This window comes from Micromonospora sp. NPDC049107, assembly GCF_040648595.1.
Taxonomy (GTDB): domain Bacteria; phylum Actinomycetota; class Actinomycetes; order Mycobacteriales; family Micromonosporaceae; genus Micromonospora.
This window is the reverse complement of sequence record NZ_JBEZEC010000015.1, coordinates 12,405-25,629: the sequence shown is the minus strand read 5'-3', so window position 1 is coordinate 25,629 and position 13,225 is coordinate 12,405. Positions and strand designations below refer to the sequence as shown.

The window sequence follows — 13,225 nt, the reverse complement described above, 5'->3', positions numbered from 1 at the left end:
ACGCCGTACGGATCGCCCCGGCATTTCCGCCTCGGTCGGGTGGCCCGATTCACAGAAGATGCCAGAAGTTCGGCAACCCCTGCGGCGATCGTCGCCGGCTGGTACGGCGAGATTGAGTATCCCGACGGATGTCTCAGCCGGCCCTCCTCCGCCACGATCGGGCGCATGGATGGACATGGGGTACGGGGGCGCTACGGCAGGAGCATGGGGGTGGCGGCCGGTTGGTACGTCACCGCCATCGCGGCCGTGGCGGTGGGCACCACGAGCGTGCCGAGCACGCCGCCGGGCGGCGACTGCGCGGCCTGGTTCAGTTGTCTGTCGCCGGGGGAGTCGCTGGCGTTCGTCGCGCTGGTGTGGGGAGCACCGATATTCGTCGGGGTGATGTTCGTGACGGCGCTGGTGGCCGCGCTGGCCGCCCGGCTCGTTCCGTCGGCCGTGATCGCCGGGACCCTGGCCGCGGTGGTCAGCCTCACGCTCTGCGGCGCCGTCCTCGCGGGGCTGGTATGAAGCGCCTCGGCCTCGGAGGGCTCTTCTTCGCCTGGCTCTACGGGGTGCCGTTCCTGCTGATGGTGGGGCTGATCCGCCGCGTCTCTGCGCCCTACACGCCGACGTACGCCGAAGCCAAGGCCTTCGGCGCCACCACCGACGCCCTGTTGACGACCGGGCTCCTGCTCAACGCGGTGCTTCCGGTGATCGGTCTGCTCCTGGCCAGGCTGGCCGGGGACGAACGGTGGCGTCGCCACTTCGCCGGGGCATTCGCCGGGGTGGCGCTGATCTACGTGGCGGTCGCGCTGGTGGGCGGCATGGCGACCAGCGCCCTGATCGGGCACGTCCCCGACGACCAGGAGCCGGCCCCGCAGATCACCCAGTGCATACCCATCAGCGGCGGCCGGGGCTGCCCCGGCGGCTGACGCCCGTGCGGCCGTGCCGCCGCCACCCCCGATTGTGAAAGGAAGGGCCCCTTACTAGACACCAGGCGTTAGTAAGGGGCCCTTCCTTCGGGAGAACCCTTGGTTAGGAGATGTCGCGCCGGCGGATCAGCAGGGAGCCGGCCACACCGGTCACCACCGCGTATCCGATCAGCACGGCCGCGCCGGCCCAGCGCGGCGGGTTGCCAGGGATGTCCGCCCCGGTGACCATCAGCGACGACGCCAGCGACGGCACCAGCAGTTGCAGGTTGTTGATCCAGTCGCCCCAACGATCCGCCAGGATGGCGATGACGAAGATGGCGCCGATCGAGCCGCCCAGGTAGAGCAGGATGCCGGTCACGGTGGCGCCGATCTGGCTGCGGATCAGCACGCCGATGCCGACGCCGAACACCGCCCAGAGCAGGTACGCGAGCAGGTTCAACCCGATGGCCCGCCAGGCCGCGTCGTTACCCAGTTGCCCGTCCACCCCGACCGCGCTCAGCACGGCCGACCCGGCGATCAGGTTGAACACGGTGGTGACCAGCCAGAACAGCAGAGCCAGCACCCCCGCCGCGACCAACTTGGCGAGCATCACCGCGGTGCGGTGCGGGCTCGTGAGGAACGTGGTGGTGACCGTCTGGTGGAAGAACTCGCTGGTCACCACGATGATGCCGAGCAGCATGACGATGAGCAGGCCGAAGAACTGCCCGGTGGTGAACAGGTTCGACGAGAGCGCGTCCGGGGTGGCCGCCGCGGCGAACTGGTCCGCCTGATCGCCCACCTGGGCGGGGTCGGTGCTGGTGAGGGCGTCGGCCTGCAACCAGTTGATGAGCAGCGTGAGCGCCCACAGCGGCAGGCTGATCAGCGCGAAGATCCACCAGGTGTTGGTGGTACGGATCTTGAGCAGCTCGGATCGGACCAGGTTCATCGGATGCCCGCCTTTCCGGCCGTCAGCTCCAGGAAGACCCGTTCCAGGTCGGGTCGTTCGGTGGACAGTTCGTGCAGTTCCACGCCGGCGGCCAGGGCGGCCCGGCCGATCGTCGGGGCGTCCACCCCGGAGACCAGCAGCACGCCGTGCTCGTCGGTGGTGACGGTGGCCGACTGCGCCTTCAGCGCGGTGGTCAGCGCCTCGGCCTGCGGGGTGCGGACCCGGACCTGGGCGCCCTGCGCCATCGACCCGAGCACCTGCTCGACCGGTCCCTGCCGGACGAGCTGCCCGGCCGCGATGATCACCACGTCGTCGGCGAGGAGCTGCATCTCGGACAGCAGGTGGCTGGAGACCAGCACCGTACGGCCCTCGTGGGCGAGGTTCTTGAGGAACCCGCGCATCCACCGGATGCCCTCCGGGTCGAGGCCGTTGGCCGGCTCGTCGAGGATCAGCACCCGTGGGTTGCCGAGCATCGCGGCGGCGATACCGAGCCGCTGCTTCATGCCCAGCGAGTAGCCCTTGAACTTGCGCTTGGCGGCCGGGGTCAGCCCGACCAGTTCCAGCACCTCGTCGGCCCGACTGCGGGGCAGACCGGCCGCCGCGCAGATCACCCGCAGGTGGTTGATGCCGGTGCGGCCCTTGTGCGCGCTGGACGCCTCCAGGATCGCGCCGACGTGCCGCAGCGGGTCGGTCAGGTCGGCGTAGCGGTGGCCGCTGATGGTGGCCGTGCCGCCCGTGGGCGTGACCAGGTTCAGCAGCATGCGCAGCGTGGTGGTCTTGCCGGCGCCGTTCGGGCCGAGGAAGCCGGTCACCCGCCCCGGTGCCACGGTGAAGGACAGGTTGTTCACCGCCCGCACGTTCTTGTACTGCTTTGTCAGACCGGACACCACGATCTGACCGTCGCTGGTGGGGCTTCGCTGCCCGTCAGTCATCGTTCTCCTCCCGTGTGGCGTCGAGGTACGCCGTGGCACAGCGTGACGGTACCGAGCAACAAGGTCAATCAGCCCGAGTACCTACGGCGTGGTCCTCCTTGGGAAGGACGCCCGGAACGGCGACGGGCCTCAGCGGGCGATCCAGGTGGCGCGGGCAGCGCCGAGCAGCGTGCCGTCCGGGCCGTACAGGCTGGTGTGCACCAGCGCCTTGCGGCCGTCGACACCGATCAGCGCGCCGGTCACCACGCACTCGTCGCCGGGCGCCGGCCGGGCCGCGACCACGGCGGCGATCCGGCCGAGCAGGTACGGGCGGTCCGGCGCGAGCACCGTCCAGCCGCCGGGGCAGTCCAGCGCGGCCCAGACGGTGGCGTCGTCGACCTGCTCGGGCGCGCGGAACGGCGCGGCGGTCCGGCCGTCCGGCAGCCGTCCGGGGAAGATCCGCAAGCCGTCGGTCCGGCCCGGACCACAGACGAAACACCCGGGGTACGGGTGCGCGACGAACCCGGGGTAGCGGGTGGCCGCCTCCGCCGCCGTCTGAGCGTCGACAGGTGGTACGACGGCGTCCACGACACCGGCCGGGCGGACCTCGGCCACCAGGTCGCCGGCCGGGTCCCGGACCTCGCCGTCGACGAGGGTCAGCTCCGTCTCCAGCGGCGGTGGGCGACGCAGCGTCACCTCGACCGGTCCGGGCCCCGCCGCGGTGGCGAAGAGGCCGGCGCTCCACCCGCCGTTGCCGGAGCCGGTGGGCCCGTTGTAGCGGGACTCGACGCGCATGGGTGACCTCCGTGAAGCGTGGACCGGCATCGTCGCCGATCCGTCCCGCAGCCTCGCACGAAGGCACCCCGCAGGCATCCGCCGGCCGGCGTTCACCCGTCCGACACCAGCGGTGCCCGCCGATGGCACCCGGGGCCCTTACACAGATCCCATGGCCGTTCTGCATGTCGCTGGCACGCCACTGACGACCAGCGGATACACCCTGCTGATCGCCGACGACCCCACCCAGGTCGCGGCCGCGCAACGCCTGCGCCACGAGGTGTTCGCCACCGAGTTGGGCGCCACCCTCGCACCCGGTCGGGCCGGGTTGGACGTGGACCCCTTCGACGCCCACTGCGACCACCTCATCGTCCGGGAGGACAGCACCGGGCAGGTGGTCGGCACGTACCGGCTGCTGCCGCCGGGGCGTACCGACCGGCGGTACGCCGAGAGCGAGTTCGACCTCGCCGCGCTGGACCCACTGCGCGACGACCTCGTCGAGACGGGCCGGTCCTGCGTGCACCCGGACCACCGCTCCGGCGCGGTGATCAACCTGATGTGGGCGGGGCTCACCCGCTACCTGCACCTGCGCGGCTCGCGCTGGCTCGGCGGCTGCGCCTCGGTGCCGGTCGACGACGGCGGTCGTACCGTCGCCGGGGTGTGGGCCCAGGCCCAGGCCCGGCACCTGTCGCCGCCGCCGCTGCGGGTCCGGCCGCTGCGTCCGTGGTTCGCCGAGCCGGCCGCCGCCCTGGCCGCCCCGGCCCCCGATCCGGGCGCTCGGGTGGCGGTCCCGCCGCTGCTGCGCGGTTACCTGCGACTCGGCGCGTGGATCTGCGGTGAGCCGTCGTACGACCCCGACTTCGGGTGCGCCGACTTCTACGTGCTCTTCTCCCTCGACCGGATGAACCCGCGCTACCTGCGGCACTTCCTCGGCGGAGACGAGCGGTGAGCGTCGCGGCGCAGGACCTGTGGCGGCCCTCGTCGGGCTGCGACGACGAGTGCCTACCGGCGACCGGCGAGGTGCCCACGGTGTCGGTGGCCCGCCGGGTGCTCCGGCTGGTCGGGGCGGGAGTCATGCTGTTGGCCGGGGTGGGCGTGGCGGTGCTGCTGCCCGTGCTGCCAGCGCCGGAGCGGCAGGCCCTGCTGCGTGGCTGGGCCCGTGGCACGGTGCGCGCCTTCGGCGTCCGGCTGGTGATCAAGGGGCGGCTGCCCCGGCGGCGCGCGCTGCTGGTCGCCAACCACGTGTCGTGGCTGGACATCCTCGCCGTGCTGGCGGTCGCGCCCACCCGGATGGTGGCGAAGCGGGAGATCCGGTCATGGCCGGTGGTCGGGCTGCTGGCCGCCGCCGCGGGCACCGTCTTCGTGGACCGGTCGCGCCCGCGCGCGCTGCCGGCCACCGTGCGCCGGCTCGCCGACACGCTGCGCGCCGGTCGGTCGGTCGCGGTCTTTCCCGAGGGTACGACCTGGTGTGCCGGGAACGGCGCGGCCGAGTGTCGCCCCGGGGGCGGCTTCCGTCCGGCCATGTTCCAGGCGGCGATCGACGCGGGCGCTCCGGTGGTGCCGCTGCGGCTCGGGTACCGGATCGCGGACACCGGGGCGTGCACCACGGTCGCCGCGTTCCTCGGCGCGGACACCCTGCTGCGCTCGGTGGCCCGGGTGGTCGCTGCCCGGCATCTGGTGGTGTCGGTGACGATCGCCGCCGCGCTGCACCCGGGGCAGGACGCCGACCGGCGGTTGCTGGCCCGGGCCGCCGAGTCGGCCGTACACCTGGTGGCGGCCGCCCCGGCGCGGACCCGGCTGCGGCCGGTGCCCACGGCGACCCCGGCGGTCCCGGCGCCAACGCCCAACCCCGGTCGGGAGCTGGACCTGGCCGCCTGATCCGGCCCCCGCCCGCTGTCCCGACCCCCCGGCCCCGCCCCCGCCCGCTGTCCCGGCCGGCCCCCGCGCGCCGCGTGCCCTCGCGGGGGAACGCCGGTCAAGATCCGCGCAACAACCGGGTTGTTGCTGCCTCCCGTGTGCCGGAGGCAGCAACATCCGGGAAACTGCGCGGGTCTTGGCGGACGCCGCCGGACAACGTCTCGCGACAGTCTTGTCGTATCGCGATGTATCGCGTTACTGTCTTCTCGGGAGGCGCGCCACGGCGTGCCGTCGAGAGGAGCACACCCATGGCCGGATGGACGGTCGAGACGCCGCAGCGGCTCACCCTGGACGGTCCGGTCACCCGGCTGGACGTCCGCCTCGTCAGCGGACGGCTCAACGTGGTCGCCGCCGACGGGCCGGCCCGGATCGACATCACCGAGGTCGGCCGTCGACCCGTCCTGATCGACCACTCCGACGGTCGCCTCAGCATCCGCCAGGAGCGCGACTGGGGCTGGCCGAACTTCCTGCGCGGCCTCCGGGCGATCCACCGCTTCCCCCGGGTGGACGTCTCGGTTGCCGTACCGGCCGACGTCCTCGCCGACCTGGGATTGGGCGCCGGCTCGGTGGTCGTCTCCGGGCTGCGCAAGCAGACCACCGTCGACCTCGCCGCCGGCCAGATCACTCTCATGGGGCTGCGCGGCACCACCTTCGCGAAGCTCACCTCGGGGCCGGTGGAGGCGCTCGGGGTGCGCGGTGATCTCACCCTGGAGACCGTCTCCGGGGAGGTGATCCTCGCCGACAGCGCCGCCGAGCGGGTGCGGGCGCAGACCGTCTCCGGCGCGATCACCTGCGACCTGGACAACCCCCGACGCAGCGACATCCGGCTCGCCACGATCTCCGGCAGCATCACCGTCCGGGTCCGCGAGGACAGCGACCTCTCCGTCCGGCTGAACACCGCCGCCGGCCGGATCACCAGCGGTTTCCCGCAGGTACGCAGCTCGACATATCCGCTGCCGAGCAGCGAGGGGGTGCTCGGCAGCGGTGACGGTAAGCTCTGGGCCTCCGCGACCTCGGGCAGCATCGCCCTGCTCGCCCGAGCGGTCGACGACGATTCCGAGGAGCTGCCGTGACCGCCGTGTTCAGCCACGGACGGCTCCGGCTCTACCTGCTCAAGCTCCTGGACGACGGTCCCAAGCACGGCTACGAGCTGATCCGCCTCCTGGAGGACCGGTTCCTCGGGCTCTACGCGCCCAGCGCCGGCACCATCTATCCCCGGCTGCAACGGTTGGAGGCCGAAGGGCTGGTCAGCCACACCGCCGCCGGCGGGCGCAAGACGTACGCCATCACCGACGCCGGCCTCGACGAGCTGCGCCAACGTGCCGGTGAGCTGGCCGCGTTGGAGGCGGACATCGCGGCCTCGGTGGCGGACCTCTCCACCCTGGCCGGCGAGATCCGCAGCGAGGTGCGTGGCTCGACGCGTGACCTCAAGCGGGAGCTGAGCGAGGCCACCCGGCAGACCCGGCGGGCGCGGTGGGCACCCTCCGCGTCGTCGCACCGACCGCCGCCGTCCGACGCGCCACGCGCCGCCCTGCTCGACGAGTTCGACGAGCGGCTGGCCTCGTTCACCGGTGAGGTGAGCCGCCTGGCGCGCGGGCGGCAGTTCAGCGACACTCAACTGCGCACGGCGATCCGGCTGCTCGACGGGGCCCTGGACGGGCTGCGGCGGCTGCTGCGCTGACCGTTCGGCGACTCACAGGATTTTTCCAGCAAGCGTCCAGCGCCGGCGCAGTGAGTTCACCGATGATTGGGCCCATGGCCGCTACCCAGACCGAGGCGCGACTTCTCGTCGTCGAGGACGACCCCAACATCCTCGAACTGCTCTCCGCGAGCCTGCGCTTCGCGGGCTTCGACGTGGCAACCGCGACCAGCGGCAGCGCGGCCCTCAACGCCGCCAAGGACCACCGGCCCGACCTCGTCGTGCTCGACGTGATGCTGCCCGACCTCGACGGCTTCGAGGTCATCCGGATGCTGCGCGAGGGCGGTACGCGTACCCCGGTGGTCTTCCTGACCGCGCGGGACGCCACCGACGACAAGATCCGCGGGCTCACCCTGGGCGGCGACGACTACGTCACCAAGCCGTTCAGCCTGGAGGAGTTGACCGCCCGGATCCGCGCCGTGCTGCGCCGCACCTCCACCGGCGAGCAGACCCCGTCCCGGCTCACCTTCGCCGATCTGGAGCTGGACGAGGAGACCCACGAGGTGCACCGCGCCGGGCAGCGGGTGCAGCTCTCGCCGACCGAGTTCAAGTTGCTGCGCTACCTGATGCTCAACGCCAACCGGGTGCTGTCCAAGGCGCAGATCCTCGACCACGTCTGGAACTACGACTTCCGGGGCGACGACAACATCGTCGAGTCCTACATCTCCTACCTGCGGCGCAAGGTGGACACCGGGCAGCCCCGGCTGATCCACACCCTCCGTGGCGTCGGGTACGTGCTGCGCAAGCCGGCGGCGTGAACCCGGTCCACCAGGCGAAGGTGCGGGTCCGCGGCGTGCCGCTGCGGCTCAAGCTGGTCACCTCGGTGCTCACGCTGGTCGCCGTCGCGCTGCTGGTGATCAGCTCGCTGACCGCCTACTTCCTGCGCAACTACCTCCAGGGCCAGGTCGACGGGCAGGTGAGGTCGACCGCCCAGGGCCTCGGCCAGTTGCTCCCGAAGCTGCGCAGCGGTGAGGTCGGCGCGATGCTGCCCAGCGACTACGTCGTCATCGTGGCCGACGAGCAGCAGGTGTACCAGCCCAAATACGACCGTCTCAGCTACGGCCCCGACCAACTGCCCGCGTTCCCCACCAGCCGCGCGGGTTTCGAGGCGGCGGAGGGCGAGCCGCAGACCGTCCTGGCCCACAACGGCTACACCCGCTGGCGGGTGTACTACGCCCCCCAGCCAGACGGCTCGGTGCTGGCCGTGGGTCAGCCGCTGACCGACGTGGACCGGGCGGTGAAGCAACTCGTCTGGATCGACCTGCTGGTCGGTGGCGCGGTGCTGATCATGCTGGCGTCGGTCGGCGCGGCGATCGTCCGGACCAGCCTCAAGCCTCTCGTCGAGATCGAACAGACCGCCGCCGCCATCGCCGGTGGCGACCTCAGCCGCCGGGTGCCCGACCCCGAACAGGGCCAGGAGCATCCCACCTCCGAGCTGGGGCGGTTGTCCCGCGCTTTGAACGCGATGCTCACCCAGATCGAGGCGGCGTTCACCGCTCGCGCGGCGTCCGAGACGGCCGCCCGTTCGGCGGAGAGCAGCGCCCGGGACGCCGCCGCCGCCGCCCAGACGTCCGAGGCGCGGGCCCGGCGCTCCGAGGAGCGGATGCGGCAGTTCGTGGCGGACGCCTCGCACGAGCTGCGGACCCCGCTGACCACCATCCGCGGCTTCGCCGAGCTGTACCGGCAGGGCGCGGCCCGCGCGCCGGAGCAGACCGCCGGCCTGCTGCGCCGGATCGAGGACGAGGCGGCCCGGATGGGTCTGCTGGTTGAGGACCTGCTGCTGCTGGCCCGGTTGGACCGGGAACGCCCGCTCTCGCTGGCCCCGGTGGAGCTGCCGGTGCTCGCCTCCGACGCGGTGCAGGCGGCCCGCGCGATGGCCCCGGACCGGCGGATCGACCTGGACATCGAGCCCGGATCGGGTCCGCTCGTCGTCTTCGCCGACGACGCGCGCCTGCGCCAGGTCATCGGCAACCTCGTCACCAACGCCCTCACCCACACCCCACCGGACGCCGAGATCCGCCTGCGACTGCGCGCCGAGACGGGCAACCTCGCCGTCATCGAGGTGGCGGACACCGGCCCGGGGCTCTCCCGGGAGCAGGCGGAGCGGGTGTTCGAGCGGTTCTACCGCGCCGACGCGGCGCGGACCCGACGCGCCGACGGCAACACCGGTACGGGCCTCGGCCTGGCCATCGTGGCGGCCCTGGTGACCGCCCACCACGGTTCGGTCGAGGTGGTGGAGACGCCGGGTGGTGGCGCGACCTTCCGGGTCCGGCTGCCGCTGCTGCCGTCGACCGAGGAGAGCGGCGAGTGACTTTCAGCCAACTTCCAGGACGGTTCCAGCTTGATCGCAGTGCCGGGGGAGAAGGTAGGGGCATGACCGAGTTCGAGTCCGACCCGCAGCGCCGGCCGGCCCCCACCGACGCCGAGCCGTCGCACCCCACCGCCGAGCTGCCGCGCGACGAGCGCGCGCAGTCCGACTCTCCGACCACCTCCCTTGCGACCCACGGGGACGCGACGCCGACCGCCGCCATGCCGGCCGCCGACGACGCGCCGACCGCGCCCGTCGCGCCCGTCGGCCAGCCCGCCGGGTACGAGCCACCGACCGGCACGCAGCCCGCCGGGTACGAGCCACCGACCGCCGCGCAGCCCGCCGGGTACGAGCCGCCGACCGCCGGGTACCAGCCGGCTGCCGGCCAGCCCACCGGGTACGAGCCGCCGACCGCCGGCGCGTCCGCGCCGCCGTACCCGGTCTCCGGCCACCCGACGCCCGGCCAGCACGGCTACCCGCAGCCGTCCGACGGTCGCTACCCGGGTGCCCCCTGGTACGCGGGCCAGCAGTCCGGCTGGGCCGGCGGGGGCCAGCCGGGCGGGACCTACCCGCAGCACCCCGGACAGCACCCGCAGCACCCGGGACAGCACGCGCAGCACCCCGGACAGCCCGTGCCGCCCTGGGGTCCGCAGGCCACGCCGCCCGGTTCCGGGCCCCGACCGGGCCGGATCGCCAAGTTCGCCGGCGCCGGCGTCGCGGTGTTCGCCCTGATGCTCGGCTCCGGCGTGGCCGGTGGGGCGCTCGCGCTCGCCCTCGACGGCGACCGTGGCGGCGTCACCCGCACCTACACGGCAGCGCCGGTGCTCAACAGCGCGGACCTGCCGAAGATCGCCGCCGCCGTACAGGACAGCGTCGTCTCCATCGCCACCGACAGCGGTGAGGGCTCCGGCGTGGTGCTCACCGCCGACGGCTACGTGCTCACCAACAACCACGTGGTCGCCTCCGCGAGCGGGGACACCGTGCAGGTCGTCTTCGCCGACGGCAGGAACGTCCAGGCGAAGATCGTCGGCACCGACCCGAAGACCGACCTGGCCGTGGTCAAGGCCAACGGGGTGAGCGACCTCAAGCCGGCAAAGTTCGGCGACAGCGACGCCATGCAGGTCGGCGACCAGGTTCTCGCGCTGGGTAGCCCGCTCGGCCTCCAGGGCTCGGTGACCGCCGGCATCCTCAGCGCCCGGGACCGCACCATCAGGGCCGGCGAGGGCCAGCAGCAGGACCCGAGGCAGCAGGGCCAGGCCGTCAGCTCGATCTCCGGGCTGCTGCAGACCGACGCGCCGATCAACCCCGGCAACTCCGGTGGCGCGCTGGTCAACACCCGGGGTGAGGTCATCGGCGTCAACACCGCCATCGCCACCTCCGGGCAGAGCACCGGCAACATCGGCGTCGGCTTCGCCATCCCGAGCAACAAGGCCAAGGACGTCGCGGGCAAGCTCCAGCGCGGCGAGAAGGTCAGCCACCCGTCGCTCGGGGTCGGCGTCAACCAGGCCGAGGGCGGCGGCGCGCTGGTCGCCTCGGTTACCCCGGGCAGCCCCGCCGAGAAGGCCGGCCTCCAGCAGGGCGACGTGGTCACCCGCTTCGGCGACAAGCCGATCAACGACTCCGACGACCTGGTCGGCGCGGTGCAGGCCGGCAAGGTCGGCGACCGGGTCGAGCTGCACTTCAAGCGCAACGGGGCCGAGAAGACCGCGACGGTGACGCTCACCGAGACGTCCTGACCGACACCACAGAACCTGCCTCCCTCCGGCGGCGGGTGGCGGAGCCAAGGGGGTTGGCTCCGCCACCCGCCGCTTTTTCCACGGCGGTTCACCCGGTTCGGGTGAACCGCCGTCACCCGTGTGCCCGGAAGGCTCGGCGGGCGAGCCGGCGAGCGTACGGGGGTAGGCCGATGAGCACGGTGGATGTCGAGGACGACCAGCGGATCCAGCGGGACGTCCTGGCCGAGCTGGCCTGGGATCCGCAGGTGCTGCCGAACGAGATCGGGGTGACCGTCGACCGGGGGGTGGTCACCCTCACCGGGTACGTCGACGGCGCTGCCCGTGGCTGGGCGGCCACCCGGTGCGCCCAGCGGGTCCGGGGCGTACGCGCGGTGGCCAACGAGATCGAGGTACGGCTACCGGGGACGCCGGGGCGTACCGACGGTGACATCGCCCTCGCGGCGTCCCGCGCCCTCGAATGGGACAGTTTCGTACCCGCCGAGCGGCTGGACGTCAGCGTGGCCAACGGCTGGCTGATGCTGCGCGGCGAGGTCGAGTTCGGCTGGCAGCGCCGCGCCGCCGAGGGGGAGCTGCGCCGCCTGGACGGCGTACGGGGTGTCACGAACCTCGTCGAGGTGCGACCGTCGACGCCGCCGCCGGACGAGCGGACCCGGCAGGACGTCCAGCGCGCGCTGGCGCGGACGCTCGGCGGCGAACGGGTGACGGTGGAGGTGGACGGTGACACGCTGGTCCTCGCCGGGGTGGTCCGCTCGTGGTGGGAACGGGACCAGGTGGAGCGGGTGGCGTGGTCCACGCCCGGTGTGCGGGTCGTGCACGACCAACTCCTGGTCGGCGGGTGAGCGTCCGTCGTGTCCGGTTTATCGGTGGTCGCGGGGGGAACCCGCCGCGAACCATGCCGACCGGGGGACCAACGGGGAGGACTCGTGGCCGTGAACCACCCGCCCGCCGACCGCCCGCCGGAGCGGTCGTTGCGCATCGCGATGGTGGTCCCGCCCTGGCTGTCCGTGCCGCCGCCCGGCTACGGCGGCCTGGAACAGGTGGTGGCCGGCCTGGTGGACGCGTTGACCGCGCACGGTCACGCGCTGACGCTGTTCGGCGCCGGCGATCACCATGGCACCGCCGCCAGCGGTTTCGTCTCCACCGTGGCGGAGGTGCAGTACGAACGACTCGGCGAGTCCCTGCCGGAGCTGGCGCACCTGGCCCGGGTGAACCGCCTGATCACGCCGGCCGATTTCGACGTGATCCACGACCACAGCACGATCGGCCCGCTGGTGGCCGGCCGTCGGTCGGTGCCGACGGTGGCGACCGTACACGGCAACCCGGTGGGGGAGTACGGCGACGTGCTCGGCGACGCCGACGAGAACGTCGCCCTGGTGGCCATCTCGCACGCTCAGCGTCGACTCAACACGGGCCTGCCCTGGGCCGGCACCGTGCACAACGCGCTGGACCTGCGGGGCTTTCCGCGCAAGACCGAGCCGGGCCCCGGGCCGGTGCTGTGGCTGGCCCGGTTCAGCCCGGACAAGGGTCCGGACGTCGCCATCCGCGCCTGCCGGGAGGCGGGCCTACCGCTGCTGCTGGCCGGCAAGTGCAACGAGCCGGCCGAGCGGCGCTACTACGAGCAGGTCGTCGAGCCGCTTCTCGACGAGGACGTGACAGTCGTCCTGAACGCCGACCGTGCCGAGACCCTGCGGATGCTCGTCGACGCCCGCTGTCTGATCATGCCGATCCAGTGGGACGAGCCGTTCGGGATGGTGATGCTGGAGGCGATGGCGACCGGTACGCCGGTGGTCGCGCTGGATCGGGGCGCGGTGCCGGAACTGGTGCGACCGGGACGAACCGGGCTGATCTGCCGAGGGCCTGAGGAGTTGCCCGCCGCGCTGCTGGCCGCGCGAGGGTTGGACCCGCGCGACTGCGTGGCGCACGTCGCCGAGAACTTCTCGGTCGAGCGGATGGCGTACGGCTACGAGGAGGTCTACCAGCGCTTCGCCCTCGGCCGGCCCGACGTGCGGCGCACCGCCACCGTCGCGGTGCGCTGACCGCCTCG

Annotated in this window: 14 protein-coding genes; 11 read left to right on the top strand and 3 right to left on the bottom strand. The window is 72.9% G+C overall.

Translation table 11 applies throughout. The features are described 5' to 3' along the window. Nucleotides 1-165 precede the first annotated feature (165 nt). Nucleotides 166-507, top strand: coding sequence for a hypothetical protein (locus AB0B55_RS29700; protein WP_357175294.1), 342 nt, complete (start codon nt 166-168; stop codon nt 505-507). Then, nucleotides 504-911, top strand: a complete 408-nt coding sequence (locus AB0B55_RS29695) for a hypothetical protein (protein ID WP_357175292.1) — start codon at nt 504-506, stop codon at nt 909-911. Before AB0B55_RS29700 ends, AB0B55_RS29695 begins: the two co-directional genes overlap by 4 nt. A gap of 103 nt (nt 912-1,014) precedes the next feature. Here the strand turns inward: AB0B55_RS29695 and AB0B55_RS29690 are convergent, their stop codons facing one another. The 3 genes from AB0B55_RS29690 to AB0B55_RS29680 form a co-directional block, all read right to left on the bottom strand. Then, the gene (locus tag AB0B55_RS29690; protein WP_357125785.1) at nt 1,015-1,836 is read right to left on the bottom strand and encodes an ABC transporter permease; all 822 of its coding nucleotides are present in this window, start codon (nt 1,834-1,836) and stop codon (nt 1,015-1,017) included. Beyond that, nucleotides 1,833-2,768 carry an ABC transporter ATP-binding protein gene (locus tag AB0B55_RS29685; RefSeq protein WP_357125781.1) on the bottom strand — a complete coding sequence of 312 codons (936 nt, stop codon included), beginning with the start codon at nt 2,766-2,768 and terminating at the stop codon, nt 1,833-1,835. Before AB0B55_RS29685 ends, AB0B55_RS29690 begins: the two co-directional genes overlap by 4 nt. Before the next feature lie 129 nt (nt 2,769-2,897). Beyond that, nucleotides 2,898-3,542: a hypothetical protein gene (locus AB0B55_RS29680; RefSeq protein ID WP_357175289.1), complete on the bottom strand. Its 645-nt coding sequence runs from the start codon at nt 3,540-3,542 to the stop codon at nt 2,898-2,900. A gap of 151 nt (nt 3,543-3,693) precedes the next feature. Here AB0B55_RS29680 and AB0B55_RS29675 point away from each other — a divergent pair, with 151 nt between their 5' ends. From AB0B55_RS29675 to AB0B55_RS29635, 9 genes are all read left to right on the top strand, one after another. Continuing rightward, on the top strand, nt 3,694-4,470 hold the full coding sequence (locus AB0B55_RS29675) for a GNAT family N-acyltransferase (RefSeq protein ID WP_357125775.1): 777 nt from the start codon (nt 3,694-3,696) through the stop codon (nt 4,468-4,470). Further along, the gene (locus tag AB0B55_RS29670) at nt 4,467-5,399 is read left to right on the top strand and encodes a lysophospholipid acyltransferase family protein (RefSeq protein ID WP_357175286.1); all 933 of its coding nucleotides are present in this window, start codon (nt 4,467-4,469) and stop codon (nt 5,397-5,399) included. Before AB0B55_RS29675 ends, AB0B55_RS29670 begins: the two co-directional genes overlap by 4 nt. A gap of 287 nt (nt 5,400-5,686) precedes the next feature. Then, nucleotides 5,687-6,511 (top strand): DUF4097 family beta strand repeat-containing protein, encoded by an 825-nt coding sequence (locus AB0B55_RS29665; protein ID WP_357175283.1) that lies wholly within the window; start codon nt 5,687-5,689, stop codon nt 6,509-6,511. Next, a complete protein-coding gene (locus tag AB0B55_RS29660) occupies nt 6,508-7,119 on the top strand; it encodes a PadR family transcriptional regulator (protein ID WP_357125766.1) in 612 nt (203 codons plus the stop codon). Before AB0B55_RS29665 ends, AB0B55_RS29660 begins: the two co-directional genes overlap by 4 nt. A 74-nt stretch (nt 7,120-7,193) precedes the next feature. Beyond that, nucleotides 7,194-7,895, top strand: coding sequence for a response regulator transcription factor (locus AB0B55_RS29655; protein WP_357125763.1), 702 nt, complete (start codon nt 7,194-7,196; stop codon nt 7,893-7,895). After that, on the top strand, nt 7,892-9,448 hold the full coding sequence (locus tag AB0B55_RS29650) for a HAMP domain-containing sensor histidine kinase (RefSeq protein WP_357125760.1): 1,557 nt from the start codon (nt 7,892-7,894) through the stop codon (nt 9,446-9,448). Before AB0B55_RS29655 ends, AB0B55_RS29650 begins: the two co-directional genes overlap by 4 nt. Before the next feature lie 62 nt (nt 9,449-9,510). Beyond that, the gene (locus tag AB0B55_RS29645) at nt 9,511-11,181 is read left to right on the top strand and encodes a trypsin-like peptidase domain-containing protein (protein WP_357175280.1); all 1,671 of its coding nucleotides are present in this window, start codon (nt 9,511-9,513) and stop codon (nt 11,179-11,181) included. Between the two features lie 170 nt (nt 11,182-11,351). Beyond that, a complete protein-coding gene (locus AB0B55_RS29640) occupies nt 11,352-12,020 on the top strand; it encodes a BON domain-containing protein (protein WP_357175277.1) in 669 nt (222 codons plus the stop codon). Between the two features lie 141 nt (nt 12,021-12,161). Continuing rightward, nucleotides 12,162-13,217, top strand: coding sequence for a glycosyltransferase family 4 protein (locus AB0B55_RS29635; RefSeq protein ID WP_357126535.1), 1,056 nt, complete (start codon nt 12,162-12,164; stop codon nt 13,215-13,217). The last annotated feature ends 8 nt before the right edge of the window (nt 13,218-13,225 follow it).

Bases quoted from the DNA above. Each gene is read 5' to 3' on its own strand.
- AB0B55_RS29665 (WP_357175283.1), top strand. From the start codon at position 5,687: ATGGCCGGATGGACGGTCGAGACGCCGCAGCGGCTCACCCTGGACGGT.
- AB0B55_RS29695 (WP_357175292.1), top strand. From the start codon at position 504: ATGAAGCGCCTCGGCCTCGGAGGGCTCTTCTTCGCCTGGCTCTACGGG.
- AB0B55_RS29690 (WP_357125785.1), bottom strand. From the start codon at position 1,836: ATGAACCTGGTCCGATCCGAGCTGCTCAAGATCCGTACCACCAACACC.
- AB0B55_RS29680 (WP_357175289.1), bottom strand. From the start codon at position 3,542: ATGCGCGTCGAGTCCCGCTACAACGGGCCCACCGGCTCCGGCAACGGC.
- AB0B55_RS29640 (WP_357175277.1), top strand. From the start codon at position 11,352: ATGAGCACGGTGGATGTCGAGGACGACCAGCGGATCCAGCGGGACGTC.
- AB0B55_RS29675 (WP_357125775.1), top strand. From the start codon at position 3,694: ATGGCCGTTCTGCATGTCGCTGGCACGCCACTGACGACCAGCGGATAC.
- AB0B55_RS29685 (WP_357125781.1), bottom strand. From the start codon at position 2,768: ATGACTGACGGGCAGCGAAGCCCCACCAGCGACGGTCAGATCGTGGTG.
- AB0B55_RS29655 (WP_357125763.1), top strand. From the start codon at position 7,194: ATGGCCGCTACCCAGACCGAGGCGCGACTTCTCGTCGTCGAGGACGAC.
- AB0B55_RS29700 (WP_357175294.1), top strand. From the start codon at position 166: ATGGATGGACATGGGGTACGGGGGCGCTACGGCAGGAGCATGGGGGTG.
- AB0B55_RS29635 (WP_357126535.1), top strand. From the start codon at position 12,162: ATGGTGGTCCCGCCCTGGCTGTCCGTGCCGCCGCCCGGCTACGGCGGC.
- AB0B55_RS29645 (WP_357175280.1), top strand. From the start codon at position 9,511: ATGACCGAGTTCGAGTCCGACCCGCAGCGCCGGCCGGCCCCCACCGAC.